19 protein-coding genes are annotated in these 20640 nt (G+C 65.5%); 12 read left to right on the top strand and 7 right to left on the bottom strand.

The genetic code is table 11. The features are described from left to right. The first annotated feature begins 101 nt into the window (after positions 1-101). From EN874_RS22710 to rsmA, 3 genes are all read left to right on the top strand, one after another. On the top strand, positions 102-1028 hold the full coding sequence (locus EN874_RS22710) for a peptidylprolyl isomerase (protein WP_127427377.1): 927 nt from the start codon (positions 102-104) through the stop codon (positions 1026-1028). Positions 1029-1209: 181 nt separating this feature from the next. After that, a complete protein-coding gene (gene pdxA / locus EN874_RS22705) occupies positions 1210-2244 on the top strand; it encodes a 4-hydroxythreonine-4-phosphate dehydrogenase PdxA (RefSeq protein ID WP_127427376.1) in 1035 nt (344 codons plus the stop codon). 22 nt (positions 2245-2266) lie between these two features. Next, on the top strand, positions 2267-3100 hold the full coding sequence (rsmA, locus tag EN874_RS22700; RefSeq protein WP_126089502.1) for a 16S rRNA (adenine(1518)-N(6)/adenine(1519)-N(6))-dimethyltransferase RsmA: 834 nt from the start codon (positions 2267-2269) through the stop codon (positions 3098-3100). A gap of 46 nt (positions 3101-3146) precedes the next feature. On the opposite strand, the gene gmk is transcribed toward rsmA, so the two are convergent. The 7 genes from gmk to fabD form a co-directional block, all read right to left on the bottom strand. Beyond that, positions 3147-3821, bottom strand: coding sequence for a guanylate kinase (gmk, locus tag EN874_RS22695; protein ID WP_127427375.1), 675 nt, complete (start codon positions 3819-3821; stop codon positions 3147-3149). 5 nt (positions 3822-3826) lie between these two features. Next, positions 3827-4717: a YicC/YloC family endoribonuclease gene (locus EN874_RS22690; protein WP_127427374.1), complete on the bottom strand. Its 891-nt coding sequence runs from the start codon at positions 4715-4717 to the stop codon at positions 3827-3829. A gap of 154 nt (positions 4718-4871) precedes the next feature. Continuing rightward, positions 4872-6119, bottom strand: a complete 1248-nt coding sequence (gene mltG / locus EN874_RS22685) for an endolytic transglycosylase MltG (RefSeq protein ID WP_127427373.1) — start codon at positions 6117-6119, stop codon at positions 4872-4874. A 103-nt stretch (positions 6120-6222) separates the two neighbouring features. Beyond that, positions 6223-7485: a beta-ketoacyl-ACP synthase II gene (fabF, locus tag EN874_RS22680; RefSeq protein ID WP_127427372.1), complete on the bottom strand. Its 1263-nt coding sequence runs from the start codon at positions 7483-7485 to the stop codon at positions 6223-6225. Between the two features lie 34 nt (positions 7486-7519). Continuing rightward, on the bottom strand, positions 7520-7756 hold the full coding sequence (locus EN874_RS22675; protein WP_006203723.1) for an acyl carrier protein: 237 nt from the start codon (positions 7754-7756) through the stop codon (positions 7520-7522). 199 nt (positions 7757-7955) lie between these two features. After that, positions 7956-8693, bottom strand: coding sequence for a 3-oxoacyl-[acyl-carrier-protein] reductase (fabG, locus tag EN874_RS22670; RefSeq protein ID WP_127427371.1), 738 nt, complete (start codon positions 8691-8693; stop codon positions 7956-7958). A gap of 312 nt (positions 8694-9005) precedes the next feature. Next, on the bottom strand, positions 9006-9959 hold the full coding sequence (fabD, locus tag EN874_RS22660; RefSeq protein WP_127427370.1) for an ACP S-malonyltransferase: 954 nt from the start codon (positions 9957-9959) through the stop codon (positions 9006-9008). 258 nt (positions 9960-10217) lie between these two features. Here fabD and EN874_RS22655 point away from each other — a divergent pair, with 258 nt between their 5' ends. From EN874_RS22655 to radA, 9 genes are all read left to right on the top strand, one after another. Beyond that, complete coding sequence (locus tag EN874_RS22655) at positions 10218-12164, top strand: LTA synthase family protein (RefSeq protein ID WP_127427369.1); 1947 nt, start codon at positions 10218-10220, stop codon at positions 12162-12164. 326 nt (positions 12165-12490) lie between these two features. Beyond that, complete coding sequence (rpsF, locus tag EN874_RS22650) at positions 12491-12985, top strand: 30S ribosomal protein S6 (RefSeq protein ID WP_127427368.1); 495 nt, start codon at positions 12491-12493, stop codon at positions 12983-12985. Next, a complete protein-coding gene (gene rpsR, locus EN874_RS22645) occupies positions 12985-13233 on the top strand; it encodes a 30S ribosomal protein S18 (RefSeq protein ID WP_006203718.1) in 249 nt (82 codons plus the stop codon). The genes rpsF and rpsR overlap by 1 nt, the downstream gene beginning before the upstream one ends. 212 nt (positions 13234-13445) lie before the next feature. Next, positions 13446-14030, top strand: a complete 585-nt coding sequence (rplI, locus tag EN874_RS22640; protein WP_127427367.1) for a 50S ribosomal protein L9 — start codon at positions 13446-13448, stop codon at positions 14028-14030. Positions 14031-14276: 246 nt separating this feature from the next. Beyond that, entirely contained in the window at positions 14277-15563 is a 1287-nt protein-coding gene (locus EN874_RS22635) for a cyclopropane-fatty-acyl-phospholipid synthase family protein (RefSeq protein WP_127427366.1), read from the top strand. Between the two features lie 73 nt (positions 15564-15636). Continuing rightward, entirely contained in the window at positions 15637-15960 is a 324-nt protein-coding gene (locus EN874_RS22630; protein ID WP_127427365.1) for a YnfA family protein, read from the top strand. A gap of 1 nt (position 15961) precedes the next feature. Further along, entirely contained in the window at positions 15962-16927 is a 966-nt protein-coding gene (locus EN874_RS22625) for a small ribosomal subunit Rsm22 family protein (RefSeq protein WP_127427364.1), read from the top strand. Positions 16928-17497: 570 nt separating this feature from the next. Next, a complete protein-coding gene (locus EN874_RS22620; protein ID WP_127427363.1) occupies positions 17498-18988 on the top strand; it encodes a replicative DNA helicase in 1491 nt (496 codons plus the stop codon). A 220-nt stretch (positions 18989-19208) separates the two neighbouring features. After that, complete coding sequence (gene radA / locus EN874_RS22610) at positions 19209-20627, top strand: DNA repair protein RadA (RefSeq protein ID WP_127427362.1); 1419 nt, start codon at positions 19209-19211, stop codon at positions 20625-20627. Positions 20628-20640: the final 13 nt, after the last annotated feature.

The raw sequence follows: 20640 nt of genomic DNA, 5'->3' as shown, positions 1-20640 counted from the left end.
CATTGTTTCGCCGCATAGGACGGGCATGGGGTCGACCACATAGCGCATGCGTTCGGAGGACGTGCGGCGCCGACGTGGCGGATAGGAATTGGGAAGGTGAGATGAGGAAATACCTGTTTTCGGCAGGATTCGCGCTGCTGGTGGCGGCGACCTCGGTTTCGATCACGGCGATGACGCCGCCGGCATTCGCCAGCCAGATCAAATATGTCGTCAACAACATACCGATCACCACGGGCGACATCGCGCACCGCGCCGCATTTTTCAAACTGCAGCGCAAGAAGGGCGATGCAGCGCAGGAGATGATCGACCAGACGCTGCGCCTTGCCGAGGCCCGGCGGCTCGGCATCCGCATCACCGATCAGCAGGTCGATGCCGCTTATCAGCGTTTTGCCTCCAACAACAAGATGCCACTGGCGAAGCTCGACGCCGTCATGACGCAGTCGGGGGTCACCAAGGAGCATTTCAAGGAGTTCATCCGGGCGCAGATGGCCTGGAACCAGGCCCTTGGCGCGCGCTACCGCTCCGGCGAGGGAGGCTCGGTGACCGAGCAGGATGCGGTCCGCCGCATGCTCGACAAGGGCGGTTCCAAGCCGACCGCCATGGAGTATATGCTGCAGCAGGTCATCTTCGTGGTGCCTGCTTCCGAGCGCGCCGCGACGCTCGCCAAGCGCAAGCGCGAGGCCGACGCCATGCGCGCCCGCTTCAACGGCTGCAACACCACGCGCGAATTCGCCAAGGGACTGCTCGACGTCACGGTGCGGGATCTCGGCCGCGTGCTGGCGCCCCAATTGCCGTCGGACTGGGCCGAGCAGATCAAGGCGACCAAGGTCGGCGGCGCGACGCCGACGCGCGAGACCGAACGCGGCGTCGAGTTCATCGGCATCTGCTCCTCGCGCGAGGTTTCCGACGACAAGGCCGCCCAGATGGTGTTCCAGGCCGAAGGCGGCAGCAACGACAAGGACGCCGACGAGCTCAGCAAGAAATATGTCGAGGAACTGCGCAAAAAGGCCAACATCGTCGAGCGCTAAAGGGCGTCGCGATCTTTCAGATTCGCTCCGTGTGCTTTAGTTTTTTGATTTACGCATGTCTTTGTCCCGAAACCGGTTCCCACTTTCGGGAGACATGCTTTAGGGCGTTTCGCCGAATGACAGGACACAGCTCGAGCCTTCCGCTCTGCCCCGAAGCAGGCACGGCGCCCCGCTGGACGCCATGAGCGCGCGCAGGACCGATGCGCCGCTGGCGCTCAGCGTCGGCGATCCGTCCGGCGTCGGACCGGAGATCGCCATCGCCGCCTGGCAGGCAGGCGACAGCGCCGGTGTGCCGCCTTTCTACTTGCTCGCCGACCCGGCCCTTATTGCGGCGCGGGCGCGCGAAATCGGCGCAACGATAGCGATCGTGGAGACCTTGCCGGGGCAAGCGGCGCATCACTTTCCCCGCGCCCTCCCCATCGTTCCGCTCTACGCCCGCCATATCGACAGTCCCGGAAAGCCGAACCCGGCCAATGCCGCGGGCACCATCGAGGCGATCGACCGCGCCGTCGCCGACTGCCTCGCGGGACAGGCCGCCGCGGTGGTCACCTGCCCCATCGCCAAGAAGCCGCTCTATGACGCCGGCTTCCGCTTTCCCGGCCACACCGAATACCTGGCGCATCTGGCCTCGCGCCATACCGGCGCCGAGGTGACACCGGTGATGCTGCTTGCCGGACCCGAATTGCGCACCGTTCCGGTCACCATCCACATCGCGCTTGCCGAGGTGCCGAGGGTTCTGACGAGCGAACTGATCGTCAGCACGGCCCGCATCACGGCCGCCGACCTCCACAGCCGCTTCGGCGTCGCGCGGCCGAGGCTCGCCATTGCCGGTCTCAACCCGCATGCCGGCGAAGGCGGGGCAATGGGTTCGGAGGATCTTTCCATCGTGCAGCCGGCCGTCGAGGCGCTCAAGGCCGAGGGCATCGACGCTGTCGGGCCGCTGCCGGCCGACACCATGTTTCACCCGCTGGCACGCGCCGGTTATGACGCAGCGCTTTGCATGTATCACGACCAGGCGCTGATCCCGGCCAAGACGCTGGCCTTCGACGAGGCCGTCAACGTGACGCTCGGCCTGCCCTTCATCCGCACCTCGCCGGACCACGGCACGGCCTTCGACATCGCCGGCAAGGGCATCGCGCGCGCCGACAGCCTGATCGCTGCGCTGAGGCTCGCGCGCCGGCTGGCCGACAGCGGCCGCCAGGCCGCGGCCGCATGAGGCTTGATTGAGCGGGGGGCGCGTGACCATCGACGGATTGCCGCCGCTGCGCGAGGTGATCGAGCGGCACGGCCTGCAGGCGAAGAAGGCGCTCGGCCAGAATTTCCTACTCGACCTCAACCTGACGAGCAAGATCGCGCGCACGGCCGGCGAGCTCGGCGAGGCGACGGTGATCGAGGTCGGCCCCGGCCCCGGCGGGCTGACCCGGGCGCTGCTCTTCAACGGTGCCAAGCGCGTGATCGCCATCGAGCGCGACGAGCGCTGCCTGGAAGCGCTGGCGGAGGTGTCCAGCCACTATCCCGGCCGGCTCGAGGTCATTCCCGGCGACGCGCTGAAGACGGATTTCGCCGCGCTTGCAAGCAAGGCCGATGGCAGCCCTGTGAAGATCGCCGCCAACCTGCCCTACAATATCGGCACGGAGCTTCTGATCCGCTGGCTGACGATGGCCGAATGGCCGCCTTTCTACCAATCGATGACGCTGATGTTCCAGCGCGAGGTGGCCGAGCGAATCACCGCCGGCCCGGGCAGCGACGCCTATGGCCGGCTCGGCGTGCTGGCCGGCTGGCGCACGGAAGCAAAGATCGCGTTCGACGTGCCGCCGCAGGCTTTCACGCCGCCGCCCAAGGTCACCTCCTCGGTGGTGCATCTGGTGCCGCGCGCCTCCCCCCTGCTCGCCGACGGCAAGCGGCTCGGCCGAGTCACAGAAGCCGCCTTCGGCCAGCGCCGCAAGATGCTGAGGCAAAGCGTGAAGAGCCTGGGCGGGGAAGCGCTGCTCACCCGCGCGGGCATCGATCCGACGCGCCGCGCCGAGACGCTCAGCGTCGAGGAATTCGTAAGGTTGACGAACGCGATTTGAGCTGCGCCCTTCCCTTCTCCCGTGCAAGGGGAGAAGGAGAGCTGCCTTACTCCGTCTTCTCGTCAAGCAACCCGGAGATGAAGTCGAACAGGCCCGGGCGGCGGTCGCGGCGCAGCCGTTCGGCGGTGACGATGGCACGGACCTCGGCGAAGGCGCGGTCGAGATCGTCGTTGACGATGACGAAGTCGTATTCCTTCCAATGCTCGATCTCGACGCGGGCATTCTTCAGCCTGGTCTCGATGACCTGCTCCTGATCCTCGGCGCGGCGCTTCAGGCGCGCTTTCAGCTCCTTCATCGAGGGCGGCAGGATGAAGATCGAGACGATGTCGGCGCGCATCTTCTCCTTGAGCTGCTGGGCGCCCTGCCAGTCGATGTCGAACAGCATGTCGCGGCCTTCGGCCAGCGCCGCTTCGGCCGGCTCGCGCGGCGTCGCATAGAAATTGCCGTGCACCTCGGCCCACTCCAGCAGCGCGTCGGAATCGCGCAGCCGCTCGAACTCGCGCATGGTGCGGAAATGATAGTGGACGCCTTCGATCTCCGAGCCTCTGCGCGGCCTGGTGGTGACGGAGACCGACAGCTCCAGGCTGGAATCGCTTTCCAGAAGATTGCGCGCGATCGTGGACTTGCCGGCGCCCGATGGCGACGACAGCACCAGCATCAGCCCGCGGCGGCGGATGCGGGATCCCAAGTCCCTGGCAGCCGTCGGTTCCTTGGCAACCATCCCCGTCACTCCAGATTCTGAACCTGTTCGCGAAACTGGTCGACCACCGCCTTGAGCTCCAGCCCGACCGCAGTGACCGCGGCAGCGTTCGACTTGGAGCACAGGGTATTCGATTCGCGATTGAATTCCTGCGCCAGAAAATCGAGCTTGCGGCCGACGGCGCCACCGCCGGAAAGCAGCGCGCGCGCGGAAGCGACATGCGTCTTCAGCCGGTCGATCTCCTCGCGGATGTCGGCCTTGGTGGCGAGGAAGGCCGCTTCCTGATGCAGCCGAACCGCGTCGAGATTGGCCGACGCGTCCATCAGCAGACCAACCTGTTCGGCGATGCGCGCGCGGATCGCCGCCGGCTCGCGCGAAGGGTCGGCCTCGGCCTTGAGTGTCAGCGCCTCGATGGCGGCGATATGGCCGGACAACAGCGTGCGCAGCGCGGCGCCCTCGCTCTGCCTTGCCTGCTCCAGCCCGGCAAGCGCCGTGTCCAGCGCCGACAGGATCGCGGCGTCGAGGGCGGCCCTCTCCTCGTCGGTCTCGACGGCTTCCGGAATGTCGAGCACGCCGCGCAGCGCCAGCAGGCCGTCAGCCGTCGCGGGAGCGGTGCCGAACTGCTCCTGGAGGCGCCTGGCCAGCCCCGCCAGATCCTTCAGAAACGCCTCGTTGACCACCGGCTGCGCCTGCTGGGCGGCGGCGCGGGCGACGGTCAGCGTCGCCTGGAAATTGCCGCGCGCGAAGCGCTTCTGCACGGTCTGCCGCACGAGGAGTTCCAGCCGGTCGAAGCCCTGCGGCAATCTCAGCCTGACCTCGACGCTCTTGCCGTTGACCGATTTCACTTCCCACGCGATCGAGGTGCCGTCGCGTTCAGCAACGGCTCGCGCGAAACCGGTCATGCTCTGCACGTTCATGATGCGTGTCACCCCTGTCGCAGCCCGGGCGCGATTGCCTGAACATACGCCCCTTGCAAGACGCCGAACCCCTGGCCAGCGTCGGAAGTCCCCTCAAAACATGAATACGGCCCGGCGTCAAAGGAGGCGGGCCAGTTCCGGTAAAGGCCGCGGCCTACTGGGCGGCGTCGCCGCCCGCGTCGCCGTTCTCGCCGGCCTCACCGGAATCGGAACCGGCATTGTCATCGGGAGCGGCCGGCGCCGTCGTCTGGCCCGAGGCCTTGGCGGCGGCGTCCGCCTGCTTCTTCTGCAGCGCCCGGTAGCGGGCGACATTCTGGTTGTGCTCGTCCAGCGTCGCGGCAAAGACATGGCCGCCATTGCCGTCGGCGACGAAATAGAGGTCGTCAGTCTTCGACGGATTGGCCACCGCCTCCAGCGCGGCGCGGCCCGGATTGGCGATCGGCGTCGGCGGCAGGCCCTTGATCAGATAGGTGTTGTAGGGCGTCTGCTTGTCGATGTCGGACTGGTAGATCGGACGGTCCGCCGGTTTGCCCTTGCCGCCGAACAGGCCGTAGATGATGGTCGGGTCCGATTGCAGCCGCATGCCCTTGGCCAGCCGATTGAGGAAGACGGCTGCGACCCGCGAGCGCTCGTCGCCCCTGCCCGTCTCCTTCTCGACGATCGAGGCCAGGATGACGAAGTCGTCCATGTTGGCGATCGGCAGGTCGGGCGCGCGATGCGCCCAGACGTCGTCGACCAGCTTCTTCTGATCGGCGACCAGCTTGTCGACCATCTGCTGCCGGGTGGCGCCACGGGTGAAGCGAAGCGTGTCGGTGGCGATGCTGCCCTCGGGCGGCATGGTCGCCGGCATGTCACCGGTCAGCGCCTCCTGGTCGGCCACGCGCTGCAGCGCCTGCTCGACCGTCAGTCCCTCGGGGATGGTCAGCGAATACATCACCGACTTGCCGCTCTTGAACAGTTCCATGATGTCGCGCATCGAGGCGCGCGGCTTGATGGCGTATTCGCCGGCCTTCAGAGCGGAATCGTTGCCGGTGGCGCGAACGCCCAGCCTGAAGATGCGGGCATCGCTGACCAGGCCGCGACGCTCCAGCTGGTCGGCGATCTCCTGCACGCCGGTGTTCGGCTTGACCATGAAAGTGTCGCCATTGGCGGACGGGCCGGGCTCAACGAAGGCCTGCATGCCGAAATAGAGTGCCGCGCCGGAGGCGAGCACGAGCAGGATGACCACCGACAGGAAGAAGTTCAGGAACACGACGACCTGGCTGCGCGAGGCGCGCGAGCGTTTCGACGGCGGCGGCGTGCCGGCCTCGGGGCGCAACGCTTCGGCGGCGGTCTTGGGCACGATCGGTCCTTGCGTCGGACGCTGTCCGAATTCCCCGCCGCCGCCCGGATTTGTATTCATGGCGCCCTACCGTCTGATCTTGCAACGAATCCCCTAGCCGAAGCGTAGGGACAAATTTGGCAAAAATGACGGCAGGCGGCGGACCTGCCGGCGGGCTGAATGCTCAGCCATTATAACGTTGGAAGACGAGCGAGGCGTTGGTGCCGCCGAAGCCGAAGGAGTTCGACAACGCCACATCGATCTGGCGCTGGCGCGGCTTGTTCGGCACGAGATCGATCGCCGTCTCGCGTTCCGGATTGTCGAGGTTGATGGTGGCGGGGGCGATGTTGTCGCGGATGGCGAGGATGGAAAAGATCGCTTCCGCGGCGCCCGCGGCGCCCAGCAGATGGCCGATCGACGACTTGGTCGACGACATCGAAATCTTGGAGGCGGCATTGCCGACCAGCCGCTCGACGGCGCCGAGCTCAATCGTGTCGGCCATGGTCGACGTGCCGTGCGCATTGATGTAGTCGATATCGGCGGGCGAGAGCTTCGCCCGGTTCAGTGCCGCCGTCATGCAGCGGAAAGCGCCGTCACCATCCTCGGCCGGGGCGGTGATGTGATAGGCGTCGCCGGTGAGGCCGTAGCCGGTGACTTCGGCATAGATCCTGGCGCCGCGCGCCTTGGCATGCTCGAGCTCTTCCAGGACGACGACGCCGGCGCCCTCGCCCATGACGAAGCCGTCGCGGTCGCGGTCATAGGGGCGCGAAGCGATCTCGGGCGTGTCGTTGCGCTCGGTGGATAGAGCGCGGCAGGCAGCGAACCCTGCCATGGAAAGCCGCGTGATCGGCGCCTCGGCGCCGCCGGCCACCATGACGTCGGCATCGCCCCAGATGATCAGCCGCGCGGCATCGCCGATGGCGTGCGCGCCGGTCGAACAGGCAGTGACGACCGCATGGTTCGGGCCTTTCAGCCCGTGCCGGATGGAAACTTGGCCGGAGACCAGATTGATGATCTGTCCAGGGATGAAGAACGGGCTGATGCGGCGCGGACCGCGCTCCTTGAGGATCAACGCGTTCTCGGCAATGCCGTCGATGCCGCCGATGCCGGAGCCGATCAGCACGCCGGTGGCACACTGATCCTCATGCGTCTCGGGCTTCCAGCCGGAATCGGCCAGCGCCTCGTCGGCGGCCGCGATGCCGTAGAGGATGAAGTCGCCGATCTTGCGCAGTTCCTTCGGCTCGAGCACGGCCTCGGGGTTGAAGGTGCCGTTGGCACCGTCACCGCGCGGAACGATGTGGGCGATCTTGCAGGCAAGGTCGTCCACCTCGAATTCGGTGATGCGGCGAGCAGCGCTGCGGCCGGAAAGCAGTTCCTTCCAGCTGTGCTCGACGCCCGTGCCGAACGGTGAAAGCAGGCCAAGGCCCGTGACGACGACTCGCCTCATCGCAGGTCCTCCCCGGTGATGCCCGCGGAAAGTCTCAGGCCGAGGCCTTGTCGATGTACTTCACGGCATCGCCGACAGTCAGGATGGTTTCGGCGGCGTCGTCCGGAATCTCGACGCCGAACTCTTCTTCGAACGCCATGACGAGTTCGACCGTATCGAGGCTATCCGCGCCCAGATCGTCGATGAAGCTCGCCTGCTCCGTCACTTTGTCGGCATCGACGCCGAGATGCTCGATGACGATCTTCTTGACGCGCTCTGCGGTGTCACTCATTTGGGGCCTCGTCTTACGTTGTGTTGTCTTCGTTAGCGGGCGGAATGCCGCTAATCAAGCTGAAAGATGGTCTTATGGGAAACGCAACGCCACAGGACCGGTTTTTGCCCGAACCGCCGGGTTGCCGGCCGCATTACACGAAAAATGGCGGGCGTCCAAGCCGAAATGGCTGTTTTCACAGCCGCCCGACCTTGGTCGATCAAATCATCGCCATGCCGCCGTTGACATGGATGGTCTGGCCGGTGACGTAGGCGGCTTCGTCCGAGGCGAGATAGGCGACCGCGGCAGCGACCTCGGCGCCGGTGCCCATGCGCCGGGTCGGAATCGCCGCCATGATCGCTTCCTTCTGCTTGTCGTTGAGCTTGTCGGTCATGGCCGATTCGATGAAGCCCGGAGCGACGCAGTTGACGGTGATGTTGCGGGTGGCGATTTCCTGTGCCAGCGACTTGGAAAAGCCGATCATGCCGGCCTTGGAGGCGCAGTAATTGGTCTGGCCGGGATTGCCGGTGACGCCGACCACCGAGGTGATGTTGATGATGCGGCCATGGCGGCGGCGCATCATCGGGTGCGTCAGCTCGCGGGTGAGGCGGAACACCGCGGTGAGGTTCACCTCCAGCACGGAATCCCAGTCGGCGTCCGACATGCGCACGAACAGCCCGTCCTTGGTGATGCCGGCATTGTTGACCAGGATGTCGACGCCTTCGAGATCGGCCTCGGCCTTCTGGCCGAGCGCCTTGACCGCGTCGCGGTTGGTCAGATCCGCCGGAAACAGCTTCACGCGTTCGCCCATCTCGCCGGCCAGCGCTTCAAGCTTCTCCACACGGGTGCCGTGCAGGCCGACGATGGCGCCCTGGCTGTGCAGCACCCTGGCGATCGCCTCGCCGATGCCTCCCGATGCGCCGGTGACGAGGGCCTTGCGGCCGGTCAGTTCGAACATTTCTTTAAACCTCTCTCTTCTGGACGCCCCGCTAGCGACCCTCGTTCTGTATTCGTCATGCCGTCTAGGCCATACCAGAAGTTCTCGGCGCTCACGACCGATTCTTCGCCGAGCCTGATCGGCTCCAGCACTTCCGCGGCTAGATAGTAGTCCTCAAGATCTTCAAGTCTGCGCTCAACGAAATCTCGCAGGCGTTGAGCTTTGCTTCGACCCGTCTTCCGCGCCAGATCCTTTAGGCGTTGCTCGATTTCGGGAGAAAGTCGAACCGATGTGGGCACGCCGCACCTGCGGATGAAATTGAAAAGCCCCTGCTTACCCCAGCGCCGCCAGCGCCGCCTCGACTTCCGCCGCCGTGCCGACGGCGCCGGTGGCGATGTCGCGGTTGATGCGCCGCGCCAGGCCCGACAGCACCTTGCCGGCGCCGACTTCGTAGAGCGTCGAGACGCCGTTCTGGCCAAACCACTCCACCGTCTCGCGCCAGCGCACGCGGCCGGTGACCTGCTGGATAAGGCGGCGGGCGATCTCGTCCGGGTCGCTCGTCGGGGTCACGCTGATATTGGAGACGACCGGAATCACCGGCGCCTTCTTCGCCACCCCGGCCAGCGCCTCGCGCATGATCTCGGCCGCCGGCGCCATCAGCGCCGAATGGAACGGGGCCGAGACCTGCAGCATCAGCGCCCGCTTGGCGCCCTTTTCCGTGCAGAACTTCGCCGCCAGCTCGACGGCTGACTTGGCGCCGGAAATCACCAGCTGGCCGCCCCCATTGTCGTTGGCGACCTGGCAAACCGCCCCATTGGCGGAATCCTGTGCCGCTTCCGCGCAGGCGGCTTCGACATCGGCCTGCTCCAGCCCGATGATCGCCGCCATGGCCCCCTCGCCCGGAGGCACTGCCGCCTGCATGGCATTGCCACGGGTGCGCAGCAGCCGCGCGGCATCGGCGACCGAGACGAAGCCGGAGGCGGCAAGTGCTGAATATTCGCCGAGCGAATGGCCGGCAACGTAAGACACCTTGTCCCTCAACGAAAAGCCGCGCGCTTCCAGCGCCCGCAGCGCCGCAAGCGACACCGCCATCAGCGCCGGCTGCGCGTTGGCCGTCAGCGTCAGGGTTTCCTCGGGTCCTTCCCAGATCAGCTTCGACAGCTTTTCGCCAAGCGCCTCGTCAATCTCCTCGAAGACGCGGCGCGCCTCAGGAAAGGCATCGGCGAGGTCCTTGCCCATGCCGACGGCCTGGCTGCCCTGTCCCGGAAAGGTGAATGCGACGGCCATCTTAGCGTCTCCAGCGGCTTGTTTTTCCCTGCCTCTGGCGCAAGGCGGACGGCCAAGTCAAGCCCGCTGTCGCCGGCTCAGCGCCTATTTCGGCCGGAAAACCTGCCGAGTTGCCTGTTCCAAAAAGGCTTTTTGGCGATCACACCTGATGAAAACCGCTCACGAATCGTTTGCTGGCTCTTCTTATTTCCGCCACAGGCGCTAGCTTTGCGTGACATTTCGATGACAGTGGCGTGACGCGAGTGGAAGACGCGTAACATGGGCCGGGGAAGCAAAGTGGCTAGGATCAGGAAAGGCGCGGCCAAGCCCGCGCCGCAATTTTTGGAAGACGATCCGTCCACCGGCTATCTGCCGGGCCGGAGATGGCCGATTGTCCGCTACGGCCTCGCAACGCTGCTCGCCTCCGCCCTTCTGGTGTTCGCCATCGAATGGATCGTGCGCGGCGACTTCTTCGGCACGGTCGACTTCTTCCTGCAGCCCTTCAAGCCCGGCTGGACCACGATCATCGTCTTTGCGCTGGTGCTGATCGGGCTCGACGCCATACTCGGCCGCAGCCATCAGAGCCTGATGATCGTCGCGCCGCTGACGCTGGCATTGGCCTTTGTCGGTCACCAGAAATCGCACTATCTCGGCGATCCGCTCTATCCGACCGATTTCCTCTATGCCCGCCAGATCATGGCCCTGATGCCGCTTCTGGTGCGCGAGCGGCCCTGGACCGCAGTGATGCTCGGCGCGGCCATCGTCGCCAGCCTGACACTGCTCGTCTATGGCTGGCGGCTCTGGCGCCGGCGCGTGCCGATCCTCAGCCGCAAGGGACGGCTGGCGCGGCTGTCGCTGGCCGTGCCGCTGCTCGCCTTCTTCGTCTCGATCATGGACTACGCCACCTTCTCGTGGACGCGCGACAGGCTGCAGATCATCCCGATCATGTGGGACCAGAAGGAGAACTACGCCTCCAACGGCTTCGCGCTCGCCTTCGCGATGAACGTGCCGATGGCACATGTCTCGGCGCCGCCTGGCTATGACGACAAGACGCTGGACGCGATCACGCGCCCGGAGGTTGCCGCCTCGGTGCCGGACCAGAAGCCCGACATCATCGTGGTGATGAGCGAATCCTTCTGGGATCCAACGGGGCTTCCCGGCGTCAGCATCAAGCCGGATCCGATCCCGACCGTGCGCGCGCTGCGCTCGGGCTCGATGTTCTCGCCGGAATTCGGCGGCATGACCGCCAATATCGAGTTCGAGGCGCTGACCGGCTTCTCCAACGCCTTCCTGCCGGCCGGCTCGATCCCCTACCAACAGTACGTGCGTACGCCGACGCCGTCACTGGCGACCTTCCTGAAGAGCGAAGGTTATAGGGCGCGCGCCATCCACCCTGGCACCAATTGGTTCTGGAACCGAGGCGCCGTCTATGCCGATTTCGGCTTCAACGACTTCCGCTCGGAAGAAACGCTGCCGCCGCTGGAAAAACGCGGGCCGCTGGCTTCCGACGCGGCGATGACCGACGAGATCATCCGCGAGGCCGACGCCAGCGAGGACCCGGTGTTCCTGTTCGCGGTCAGCCTGCAGAACCACGGGCCCTACGAGCCCTACCGCTACTACAATCCAACCCATGCGATCAACGCGCCGATCAGCACCTGGGCACGGGAATCGCTGCTCTCCTATGCCGAAGGCTCGGCCGATGCCGATCGCGGCCTGCAGCGCCTGATCGAGTGGGCGAAAAAGCGCGAGCGGCCGACCGTCGTCGCCTTCTTCGGCGACCATCTGCCGCCGCTCGGCCCTGTCTATGTCGAGACCGGCTTCCTCAAGGACAATGTCGCGCCACGCAAGGAGCCGACACCAGAAGCCGCGCTCGAGCATCACGACACGCCGCTGATCATCTGGTCGAACCGCTCCGGCCCGGTAGAGAACCTGGGCTCGGTAAGCCCGGCCTTCCTGCCTTACCATATCCTCACCACGGCGGGGATTTCCCACCCCTACTACACCGGCTTCCTCGGCGCGCTGCGCCAACGTTACCGGGTGGTCGACCGCAACCTTTTGCTGTCGCGCTTTGGCGAGGCGACGCCCGAGTGGGCGAGACAAAAGAAAATCGATCCGCGGATCAACGATTTCCGGCTGATCCAGTACGACATGATGTTCGGCAAGCGCCGCGTCGCGCCCGACTTCTTCCCCGAAACGGTCGTCCCGCTCGTCGCGCATACGAGCTGAGCCTGTCACTATTTGCGCGAGCGCCGGAGATTTCCGGCCATGCGGCATCGTGGAATCGTCGATCCTGTCTCCCGCCCTTGCCTTCCTGGCGAATTGCTGTATAGACGCCGGCAATCTGCCGGTCCTTGCTGGGGGCTGAACGGAGGGCCGTGGCTTTTCGAAGGCCACGTCATGAAGCCAGAAGCGCTTTTGGCCTCCCGTGTCTCCGCTCTCGACCGTCTCGCGATGCTCCTTTCTTCCCCGCTCCTTCGCGTTCGGGTCAGACAAGTTGCAGAGGCTTAGCCGCGAGGGCCGGTAAGAGAAACGAAGAAAGGCAGAAAAACATAATGGCTCTTTACGAACATGTGTTTCTTGCCCGGCAGGACCTGTCGCAGCAGCAGGTCGATGCGCTTGTCGAACAGTACAAGGGTGTCATCGCCGCCAATGGCGGATCGGTCGGCCGGATCGAGAACTGGGGACTGAAGTCCCTCACCTACCGGGTCAAGAAGAACCGGAAGGCTTACTACACGCTGATGGACATCAACTGCCCGCCGGCGGCGCTCAACGAAATGGAGCGCCAGATGGGCCTGTCCGAGGACGTCCTTCGCTTCCTGACCGTCAAGGTCGAGGCGCATGAGGAAGGTCCCTCGGCGATGATGCAGAAGCGCGAGGAGCGCTCCGAGCGCGGCGGCTTCGGCGACCGCGACCGCGGCGACCGTGGCCCGCGCTCGTTCGGCGACCGCGACCGCGGCGATCGTGGCCCGCGTTCGTTCGGCGACCGTGACGGCGGCGACCGTGGTCCGCGCCGTCCGCGCGAAAACGTTGAAGGGGGTGCAGAATAATGGTCGACATCAACCAGATCCCGACCCGGCGCCCGTTCCATCGCCGCCGCAAGACCTGCCCCTTCTCCGGCGCCAACGCCCCGAAGATCGACTACAAGGACGTGCGTCTCCTGCAGCGCTACATTTCCGAGCGCGGCAAGATCGTGCCCTCGCGCATCACCGCCGTCAGCCAGAAGAAGCAGCGCGAGCTCGCCAAGGCGATCAAGCGCGCCCGCTTCCTCGGCCTGCTGCCCTACGTGGTTCGCTGATATTCTCGAGCGGGCGGCTTGCCGCCCGCTTCTTCCCGGCCGTGACGGGCACGACCGGTTCGAGCATCAAATCCCGAGTTGGGGTCAAAAACCCCTAACTGCCGCGACAGGCAGGACAGCGACACCGGCGGCAACGCCTCTTTGCTTCCTGACCTGTTCCGAACAATCGGTGCCGATCGCGCATCGGCTGCCCAGACGAAAGGAACGAAACCATGGAAGTCATTCTCCTCGAGCGCATTTCCCGCCTCGGCCAGATGGGCGACACCGTCAAGGTCAAGGACGGGTTCGCCCGCAACTTCCTGCTCCCGCAGGGCAAGGCGCTGCGCGCCAACGAAGCCAACAAGAAGAAGTTCGAGGGCCAGCGCGCCCAGCTCGAAGCCCGTAACCTCGAGCGCAAGTCGGAGGCCTCGCAGATCGCGGAGAAGCTCGACGGCAAGAGCTTCATCGTCGTGCGCTCGGCCGGCGAGACCGGTCAGCTCTACGGCTCGGTATCGACCCGCGACATCGCCGAACTGTTGACCGCGGAAGGCTTCACCGTCAACCGCAACCAGATCGAGCTCAACCAGCCGATCAAGACCATCGGCCTCTCCAATGTGGCGATCGCGCTGCATCCGGAGGTCGAGGTCACCGTGACGCTCAACGTCGCCCGTTCGGCCGACGAGGCGGAGCGCCAGGCCAAGGGCGAGACGCTGACGACGGCCGAAGCCATCTATGGCGAAGACATCAACGACAACGCCCGGCCGGAGAACTTCTTCGACCCGAGCGCCGAGTTCGAAGGCGGCGAAGACAACGCCTGATCGACAACATCCTTGATCAACCCGGCCGAGGCGCAGTTCCGGCCGCTTCGTTGTTCAATCAATACTGGACTAACGCCCGGGTCTCCGACCCGGGCTTTTTTATGCCAATCGGAACTTTTCTAGCCCCTATATCTTGTTGCAGACTACAGCCTGGCGCGTCGATTGGACGCGGGCGATGCGCTGTGGCACTTTCGATTTGGCGTTCGGTCCGGCCGCCGGATGGTCCGTCTGAGGGGACATTTGGTCATGAATATCCTGTTGAAGCGCATTCTCGATCGCCTGGTGCGGGTCGGCAACCTCAAGGTTACAGGGCCCAAGGGCTCGGCCGTCACGTTCGGCGACGGCAGCGGCGAGCCGGTGCACATGCACATCAAGACCAGGCATGCCGAGCGCGCCATAAGCTTCGACCCGATGCTGGCGGTGCCGGAAGCCTATATGGACGGCGAGCTCGACATTCTCGAGGGCGGCGTGCTTGGCATGATGCGCATCGCCTTCCAGAATATGGGCAGCGGCGGCATCGACGCGACCTGGTCGAAAGCGATCGAGGGCCTGCGCCACGCCTTCCGCCGACTGCAGCAGATCAATACAGCCTCGCGCTCGCGCCGCAACGTGCAGCGCCACTACGACCTGTCGGGCGAGCTCTACAAGCTCTTCCTCGACGAGGACATGCAGTATTCCTGCGCCTATTTCGAACAGCCCGACATGACGCTGGACGAAGCGCAGGTTGCCAAGAAGCGCCACATCGCCGCCAAGTTGAGGCTGAAGCCCGGACAGACGGTGCTCGACATCGGCTCAGGCTGGGGCGGGCTCAGCCTCTATCTCGCCAAGGCATTCGATGTCGACGTGCAGGGCGTGACGCTGTCGACCGAGCAGCACGGCGTCGCCACCGACCGCGCGCATGCGATGGGCCTGCAGGGCCGGGTGCATTTCGATCTCAAGGATTACCGCGCCCTCAACGAACGCTTCGACCGCATCGTCTCGGTCGGCATGTTCGAGCATGTCGGCGTCAACCACTACCGCACCTTCTTCGACAAGGCGGCGACGCTCTTGAAGCCCGACGGCGTGATGCTACTCCACACCATCGGCCGTTCCGGCGTGCCGTGGGCGACCAGTGCCTTCGTCCGTAAATACATCTTCCCCGGCGGCTACGTCCCGGCCCTTTCCGAAGTGATGCCGGCAATCGAGAAGTCAGGCCTGGTGGTCACCGACATCGAGATGCTCAGGCTGCATTATGCCGAGACGCTGAAGCACTGGGGCATGCGCTTTGCCGCCAACCGCGACAAGGCCAAGGCGATCTATGACGAGCGCTTCTGCCGCATGTGGGAATTCTACCTCGCCGCCTCGGAAGCCGCCTTCCGCTGGCAGGATCTCGTCATCTTCCAGATCCAACTCGCCAAGAAGAACGACACGTTGCCGGTGACGCGCGACTACATGGCCAAATGCGAGAAGGCGTTGGAAATGCGCGACCTCGGCCATCAGGAGCCGGCGAAGCCTGCGGCCAAGCCAACGCGCAGACGGAAGGCGGTGGAGTAGAACCGCCGCCGATTTGCCGCTTGCCATTGCGGCCTGACGCCACGAAAAAGGTCTCGTTCGCGAGGCCTTTTTCATGACCTATCTCATCTACATCGCAGCCGCCCTTGCCGAGATCGCCGGCTGCTTTTCGTTCTGGGCCTGGTGGCGGCTGGCGAAGTCGCCGCTGTGGCTGGTTCCCGGCCTCGTCTCGCTTGCCCTTTTCGGCTTGCTTTTGGCGCTGGTCGACACGAATGCCGCCGGTCGCGCTTACGCCGCCTATGGCGGCATCTACATCGCCGCCTCGCTCGGGTGGCTGTGGCTGATCGAGGGCGTGCGTCCAGACCGTTTCGACCTGGTGGGTGCCGCGCTCTGCATCGCTGGCGCTTCGGTCATCCTGCTCGCGCCAAGGGGAGCCTGACATGGAGCTCCCCGCCCCGCTGCGGCAAGGCATCGACAGCCTGCTCGAGAAGGTGCCGCTGCCGGCGCTGAAACAAGCCGCCAAGACGCTGTCCGAGCGCTACCGCGCCGAGCTGCGCGACGGCCGCCTGCACATGGCGGAAGACATGGCGGTGAAGGCCTACCTGGCGACCAGGCTGCCCGCCACTTACGCCGCCGTCCGCGCCTGCGCCGACGCGCTGACCGAAGCCCGTCCCGATTTCCAGCCGAAAAGCCTGCTCGACATCGGCACCGGGCCTGGCACGATGCTCTGGGCCACGGCCGACGCCTGGCCTGAGCTCCAACAGGCGGTGCTGGTCGAGGCGAGCGCCGCGGCGCGCAAGGTTGGCCAGTCGCTGGCCGCCGGCGCGATCGCCGTCCCGACCGACTGGATTGCCGGCGACGCCACCATCGATCTCGATGGTCTCGAGCCCGCCGACCTCGTCAGCGCGACCTATGTCCTGGACGAGATCGCACCGGCATCGCTGAGGAAGCTGGTCGACCGGCTCTGGCGCCTGACGTCCGACACGCTGCTCGTCGTCGAGCCCGGCACGCCGGCCGGCTGGCAGCGCATCCTTGCCGCGCGAAGGCAGCTTGTCGAAGCCGGCGCGCATGTCTCGGCGCCCTGCCCGCATGACGCGCCCTGCCCGCTCCTGCCGCCCGACTGGTGCCACTTCTCGCGGCGCGTGGCCCGCTCGCGCCTGCATCGGCTGGCCAAGGATGCCGACGTGCCGTGGGAGGATGAGAAGTTCATCTACCTCGCCGCTTCGCGTCATCCCGCGCCGGCGCGCGCGGCGCGGGTGATCGCGCCGCCAAAGACAGGCTCCGGCAAGGTGGTGCTCAAGCTTTGCCGGCCTGACGGCAGTGCCGGCGAGCGCCTGTTCAGCAAGCGCGACGGCGACTTGTTCAAGGCCGCACGGCGGGCGGATTGGGGCGACACGGTGGGATAGGCCGCATACCCTGACGACATTGAGGAGGGAGCGTCGTCTACCTCGGAGGTTAGCCGAAGCGCCTGAACTTCGTCATCCACGGGCGGAGCGACGCGCAGCGTCGCGCAGACCCGAGGATCCATTCCGTGACGTTGTGCGAGGAGTAAAAGCGGTGCAGAACTAAGGTCATTCTGCGCCGCAGCAACGCTCCGAGGTAACGGCATGGATTCTATGGTCTGCGCCGCGTCGCTTCGCTCCTTGCTCCGCCATAGAATGACGACATGATAAGCGTTTCGGCTAATCCCCGACGGTGCCGCTCTGCCCAAGCGGGCATGAACAGTCTGCCGCGAGCGACCCACAAGACCAACTAGCCGTCAAAATTGTTCTTGCTTCGTTCCATCCTTGCAACTAAGAATCGCCCCTTGCCGAGTCAACCGGAATCGGGCCACCGGAATACTGTCCTGTGGATGGCCCGGCGTTCCTGTGAACAACGTGAATCCAACCCGCATCGACACGCAGTGTTGCAGAAAGGTCAGCACCCGATCCGTCTCGTTCTGATATCGAGAGGCCGGGATCGGAATCGGGGACAACATGGCAGAAGCAGCGCGCAAACTCGGCGTGGCGGAGCAACCGCTTTATCGCGAGGCACCGAACAACATCGAGGCCGAGCAGGCGCTGCTTGGCGCAATCCTCGTCAACAACGACGCCTTCTACCGCGTTTCCGATTTCCTGAAGCCCGCGCATTTCTACGAGCCGCTGCACCGCCGGATCTTCGAGGTCGCCGCGGAGCTCATCCGGATGGGCAAGATCGCGACGCCGATCACGCTGAAGACCTTCCTGCCGGCGGAGGAGAAGGTCGGCGACATGACGGTGGCGCAATATGTCGTACGGCTGGCCGTCGAGGCCGTCACCGTCGTCAACGCCACCGACTACGGACGCGCCATCTACGATCTCGCCACGCGCCGGGCGCTGATCACCGTCGGCGAGGACATGGTCAACATCGCCTATGACGCGCCGGTCGACATGTCGCCCTCCGACCAGATCGAGGACGCCGAGCGGCGTCTTTTCGAGTTGGCGGAAACAGGCCGCTACGACGGCGGCTTCGAAAGCTTCAACGACGCGGTCAAGACCGCCGTCGACATGGCCAATGCCGCCTATATGCGCGACGGCCATCTGTCGGGCATCGCCACGGGCCTGCGCGACCTCGACCGCCGCATGGGCGGCCTGCAGCCGTCCGACCTGATCGTGCTCGCCGGACGCCCCGGCATGGGCAAGACCTCCCTGGCCACCAACATCGCCTTCAACATCGCCGAGGCTTACGTGCCGGCGCAGCAGGCCGACGGTTCGTTCAAGGCGGCCAATGGCGGCGTCGTCGGCTTCTTCTCGCTGGAAATGTCGTCGGAGCAGCTTGCCACCCGCATCATCTCCGAGCAGACCGAAATTTCATCGTCGAAGATCCGCCGCGGCGAGATCACCGAGATGGATTTCGAGAAGCTGGTCGCCTGCTCGCAGACGATGCAGAAGATCCCGCTGTTCATCGACCAAACCGGCGGCATTTCCATCGCCCAGCTCTCCGCCCGCGCGCGGCGGCTGAAGCGCCAGCGCGGCCTCGACCTCATCGTCATCGACTATATCCAGCTGATGCAGGGCTCGAGCGCCCGCGCTTCGCAGAACCGCGTGCAGGAAATCACCGAGATCACCACCGGCCTGAAGGCTTTGGCCAAGGAGCTCGGCGTGCCGATCATCGCGCTGTCGCAGCTGTCGCGTCAGGTCGAAAGCCGCGACGACAAGCGCCCGCAGCTCTCGGACCTGCGCGAATCAGGCTCCATCGAGCAGGACGCCGACGTGGTGCTGTTCGTCTACCGCGAGGAATACTACCTCAAGAACCGCGAGCCGAAGCTCGGAACCGAGGAATACGTCAAGTGGGAAAACGAGATGAACGAGGCGCGCGGCAAGGCCGAGTGCATCGTGGCCAAGCAGCGCCACGGACCGACAGGCACGGTGAGCCTGGCCTTCCACGGCGAATTCACGCGGTTCTCCGATCTGGCGGAGGAGCATCATCTGCCGGAGAGGTTTGAGTGAGCTTGCGGCAGGCCTCACTCCGTCACCCCCCTCTCTGTCCTGCCGGACATCTCCCCCTCAAGGGGGGAGATTGGATGTCGCGTCGGCTTTCGCCAATCCCCGACGTTGCGAGATGGGCGCCGTCGGCGAAACTGCTAATCTCCCCCCTAGAGGGGGAGATGTCCGGCAGGACAGAGGGGGGCGCTGTCCCGCCGGCCTATCCAATATCGGGCCGCGCCTAATGGCCAAGTCCCGCGTTCAGTTCATCTGCCAGAATTGCGGCTCGGTGCATCAGCGCTGGGCGGGCAAATGCGATGCCTGCGGCGAGTGGAACACGCTGGTCGAGGAAGGCACGGCCGGCGGCATCGGCTCCGGACCGGCGAACACGCGCAACGCCCGCAAGGGCCGCGCCGTGGTGCTGACCAGCTTGTCCGGCGACATCGAGGATGCGCCGCGCATCGTGTCGGGCATCGGCGAGCTCGACCGCGCCACCGGCGGCGGCTTCGTGCGCGGCTCGGCGCTTCTGGTCGGCGGCGATCCCGGCATCGGCAAATCGACGCTGCTTACGCAAGCAGCGGCGGCCTTGGCCTCGAAGGGCCACCGCATCGTCTATGTCTCGGGCGAGGAAGCGGTCGCGCAGATCAGGCTGAGAGCGCAGCGTCTCGGCGTCGCCTCGACGCCGGTCGAGCTCGCCGCGGAGACCAATGTCGAGGACATCCTGGCAACGATAGCCGACGGCAAGCGGCCGGACCTCGTCATCCTCGATTCCATCCAGACGCTGTGGACCGACCTTGCCGATTCGGCCCCGGGCACCGTCACCCAGGTGCGCGCCGCCGCCCAGGCGATGATCCGCTACGCGAAATCCACAGGGGCGGCGATCGTGCTCGTCGGCCATGTCACCAAGGAAGGCCAGATCGCCGGCCCTCGCGTCGTCGAGCACATGGTCGACGGCGTTCTCTATTTCGAGGGCGAGGGCAACCATCACTTCCGCATCCTGCGCACGGTGAAGAACCGTTTCGGGCCGACTGACGAGATCGGCGTCTTCGAAATGTCGGACAAGGGCCTGCGCGAGGTCGCCAATCCGTCGGAGCTGTTCCTCGGCGAACGACACGCGAAATCGCCCGGCGCCGCGGTTTTCGCCGGGATGGAAGGGACGCGGCCGGTTCTCGTCGAGATCCAGGCGCTGGTCGCGCCCTCCTCGCTCGGCACGCCGCGCCGCGCCGTCGTCGGCTGGGACGGCGCGCGGCTCTCCATGGTGCTGGCGGTGCTGGAAGCCCATTGCGGCGTCCGTTTCGGCCAGCACGACGTCTATCTCAACGTCGCCGGTGGCTACCGCATCTCCGAGCCCGCGGCCGATCTCGCGGTTGCCGCGGCGCTGGTTTCCTCGCTCACCGGTCTTGCCCTTCCCGCCGATTGCGTCTATTTCGGCGAAATCAGCCTTTCGGGCGCGGTGAGGCCGGTTGCGCATGCGCAGCAGCGCCTCAAAGAGGCCGAGAAGCTGGGTTTCGGAAGCGCGGTGCTGCCGCTCGGCAGCGAGGAAGTCGTTGGCGGTAATGGGGCCGGGGGAATCGCGGCCGGCGCTTTCCAGCCCACCGAGCTTGCCGATCTCGTGGCGCGCATAGCCGGCTCACGGCGCAGCCGCGCCGATGAGGAGGAGTGATGCGGCTCATGAT

It is taken from the genome of Mesorhizobium sp. M1D.F.Ca.ET.231.01.1.1, assembly GCF_003999155.2.
Classification (GTDB): domain Bacteria; phylum Pseudomonadota; class Alphaproteobacteria; order Rhizobiales; family Rhizobiaceae; genus Mesorhizobium.
The sequence above is the reverse complement of the archived record's forward strand: the minus strand, read 5'-3'. Positions and strand labels throughout refer to the sequence as shown.

What these genes read in the sequence shown, in the direction of transcription:
- EN874_RS22710 (WP_127427377.1), top strand. Translation starts at nt 102, where the DNA reads ATGAGGAAATACCTGTTTTCGGCAGGATTCGCGCTGCTGGTGGCGGCG.
- pdxA (WP_127427376.1), top strand. Translation starts at nt 1,210, where the DNA reads ATGAGCGCGCGCAGGACCGATGCGCCGCTGGCGCTCAGCGTCGGCGAT.
- gmk (WP_127427375.1), bottom strand. Translation starts at nt 3,821, where the DNA reads ATGGTTGCCAAGGAACCGACGGCTGCCAGGGACTTGGGATCCCGCATC.
- EN874_RS22690 (WP_127427374.1), bottom strand. Translation starts at nt 4,717, where the DNA reads ATGAACGTGCAGAGCATGACCGGTTTCGCGCGAGCCGTTGCTGAACGC.
- mltG (WP_127427373.1), bottom strand. Translation starts at nt 6,119, where the DNA reads ATGAATACAAATCCGGGCGGCGGCGGGGAATTCGGACAGCGTCCGACG.
- fabF (WP_127427372.1), bottom strand. Translation starts at nt 7,485, where the DNA reads ATGAGGCGAGTCGTCGTCACGGGCCTTGGCCTGCTTTCACCGTTCGGC.
- EN874_RS22675 (WP_006203723.1), bottom strand. Translation starts at nt 7,756, where the DNA reads ATGAGTGACACCGCAGAGCGCGTCAAGAAGATCGTCATCGAGCATCTC.
- fabG (WP_127427371.1), bottom strand. Translation starts at nt 8,693, where the DNA reads ATGTTCGAACTGACCGGCCGCAAGGCCCTCGTCACCGGCGCATCGGGA.
- fabD (WP_127427370.1), bottom strand. Translation starts at nt 9,959, where the DNA reads ATGGCCGTCGCATTCACCTTTCCGGGACAGGGCAGCCAGGCCGTCGGC.
- EN874_RS22655 (WP_127427369.1), top strand. Translation starts at nt 10,218, where the DNA reads ATGGGCCGGGGAAGCAAAGTGGCTAGGATCAGGAAAGGCGCGGCCAAG.
- rpsF (WP_127427368.1), top strand. Translation starts at nt 12,491, where the DNA reads ATGGCTCTTTACGAACATGTGTTTCTTGCCCGGCAGGACCTGTCGCAG.
- rpsR (WP_006203718.1), top strand. Translation starts at nt 12,985, where the DNA reads ATGGTCGACATCAACCAGATCCCGACCCGGCGCCCGTTCCATCGCCGC.
- rplI (WP_127427367.1), top strand. Translation starts at nt 13,446, where the DNA reads ATGGAAGTCATTCTCCTCGAGCGCATTTCCCGCCTCGGCCAGATGGGC.
- EN874_RS22635 (WP_127427366.1), top strand. Translation starts at nt 14,277, where the DNA reads ATGAATATCCTGTTGAAGCGCATTCTCGATCGCCTGGTGCGGGTCGGC.
- EN874_RS22630 (WP_127427365.1), top strand. Translation starts at nt 15,637, where the DNA reads ATGACCTATCTCATCTACATCGCAGCCGCCCTTGCCGAGATCGCCGGC.
- EN874_RS22625 (WP_127427364.1), top strand. Translation starts at nt 15,962, where the DNA reads ATGGAGCTCCCCGCCCCGCTGCGGCAAGGCATCGACAGCCTGCTCGAG.
- EN874_RS22620 (WP_127427363.1), top strand. Translation starts at nt 17,498, where the DNA reads ATGGCAGAAGCAGCGCGCAAACTCGGCGTGGCGGAGCAACCGCTTTAT.
- radA (WP_127427362.1), top strand. Translation starts at nt 19,209, where the DNA reads ATGGCCAAGTCCCGCGTTCAGTTCATCTGCCAGAATTGCGGCTCGGTG.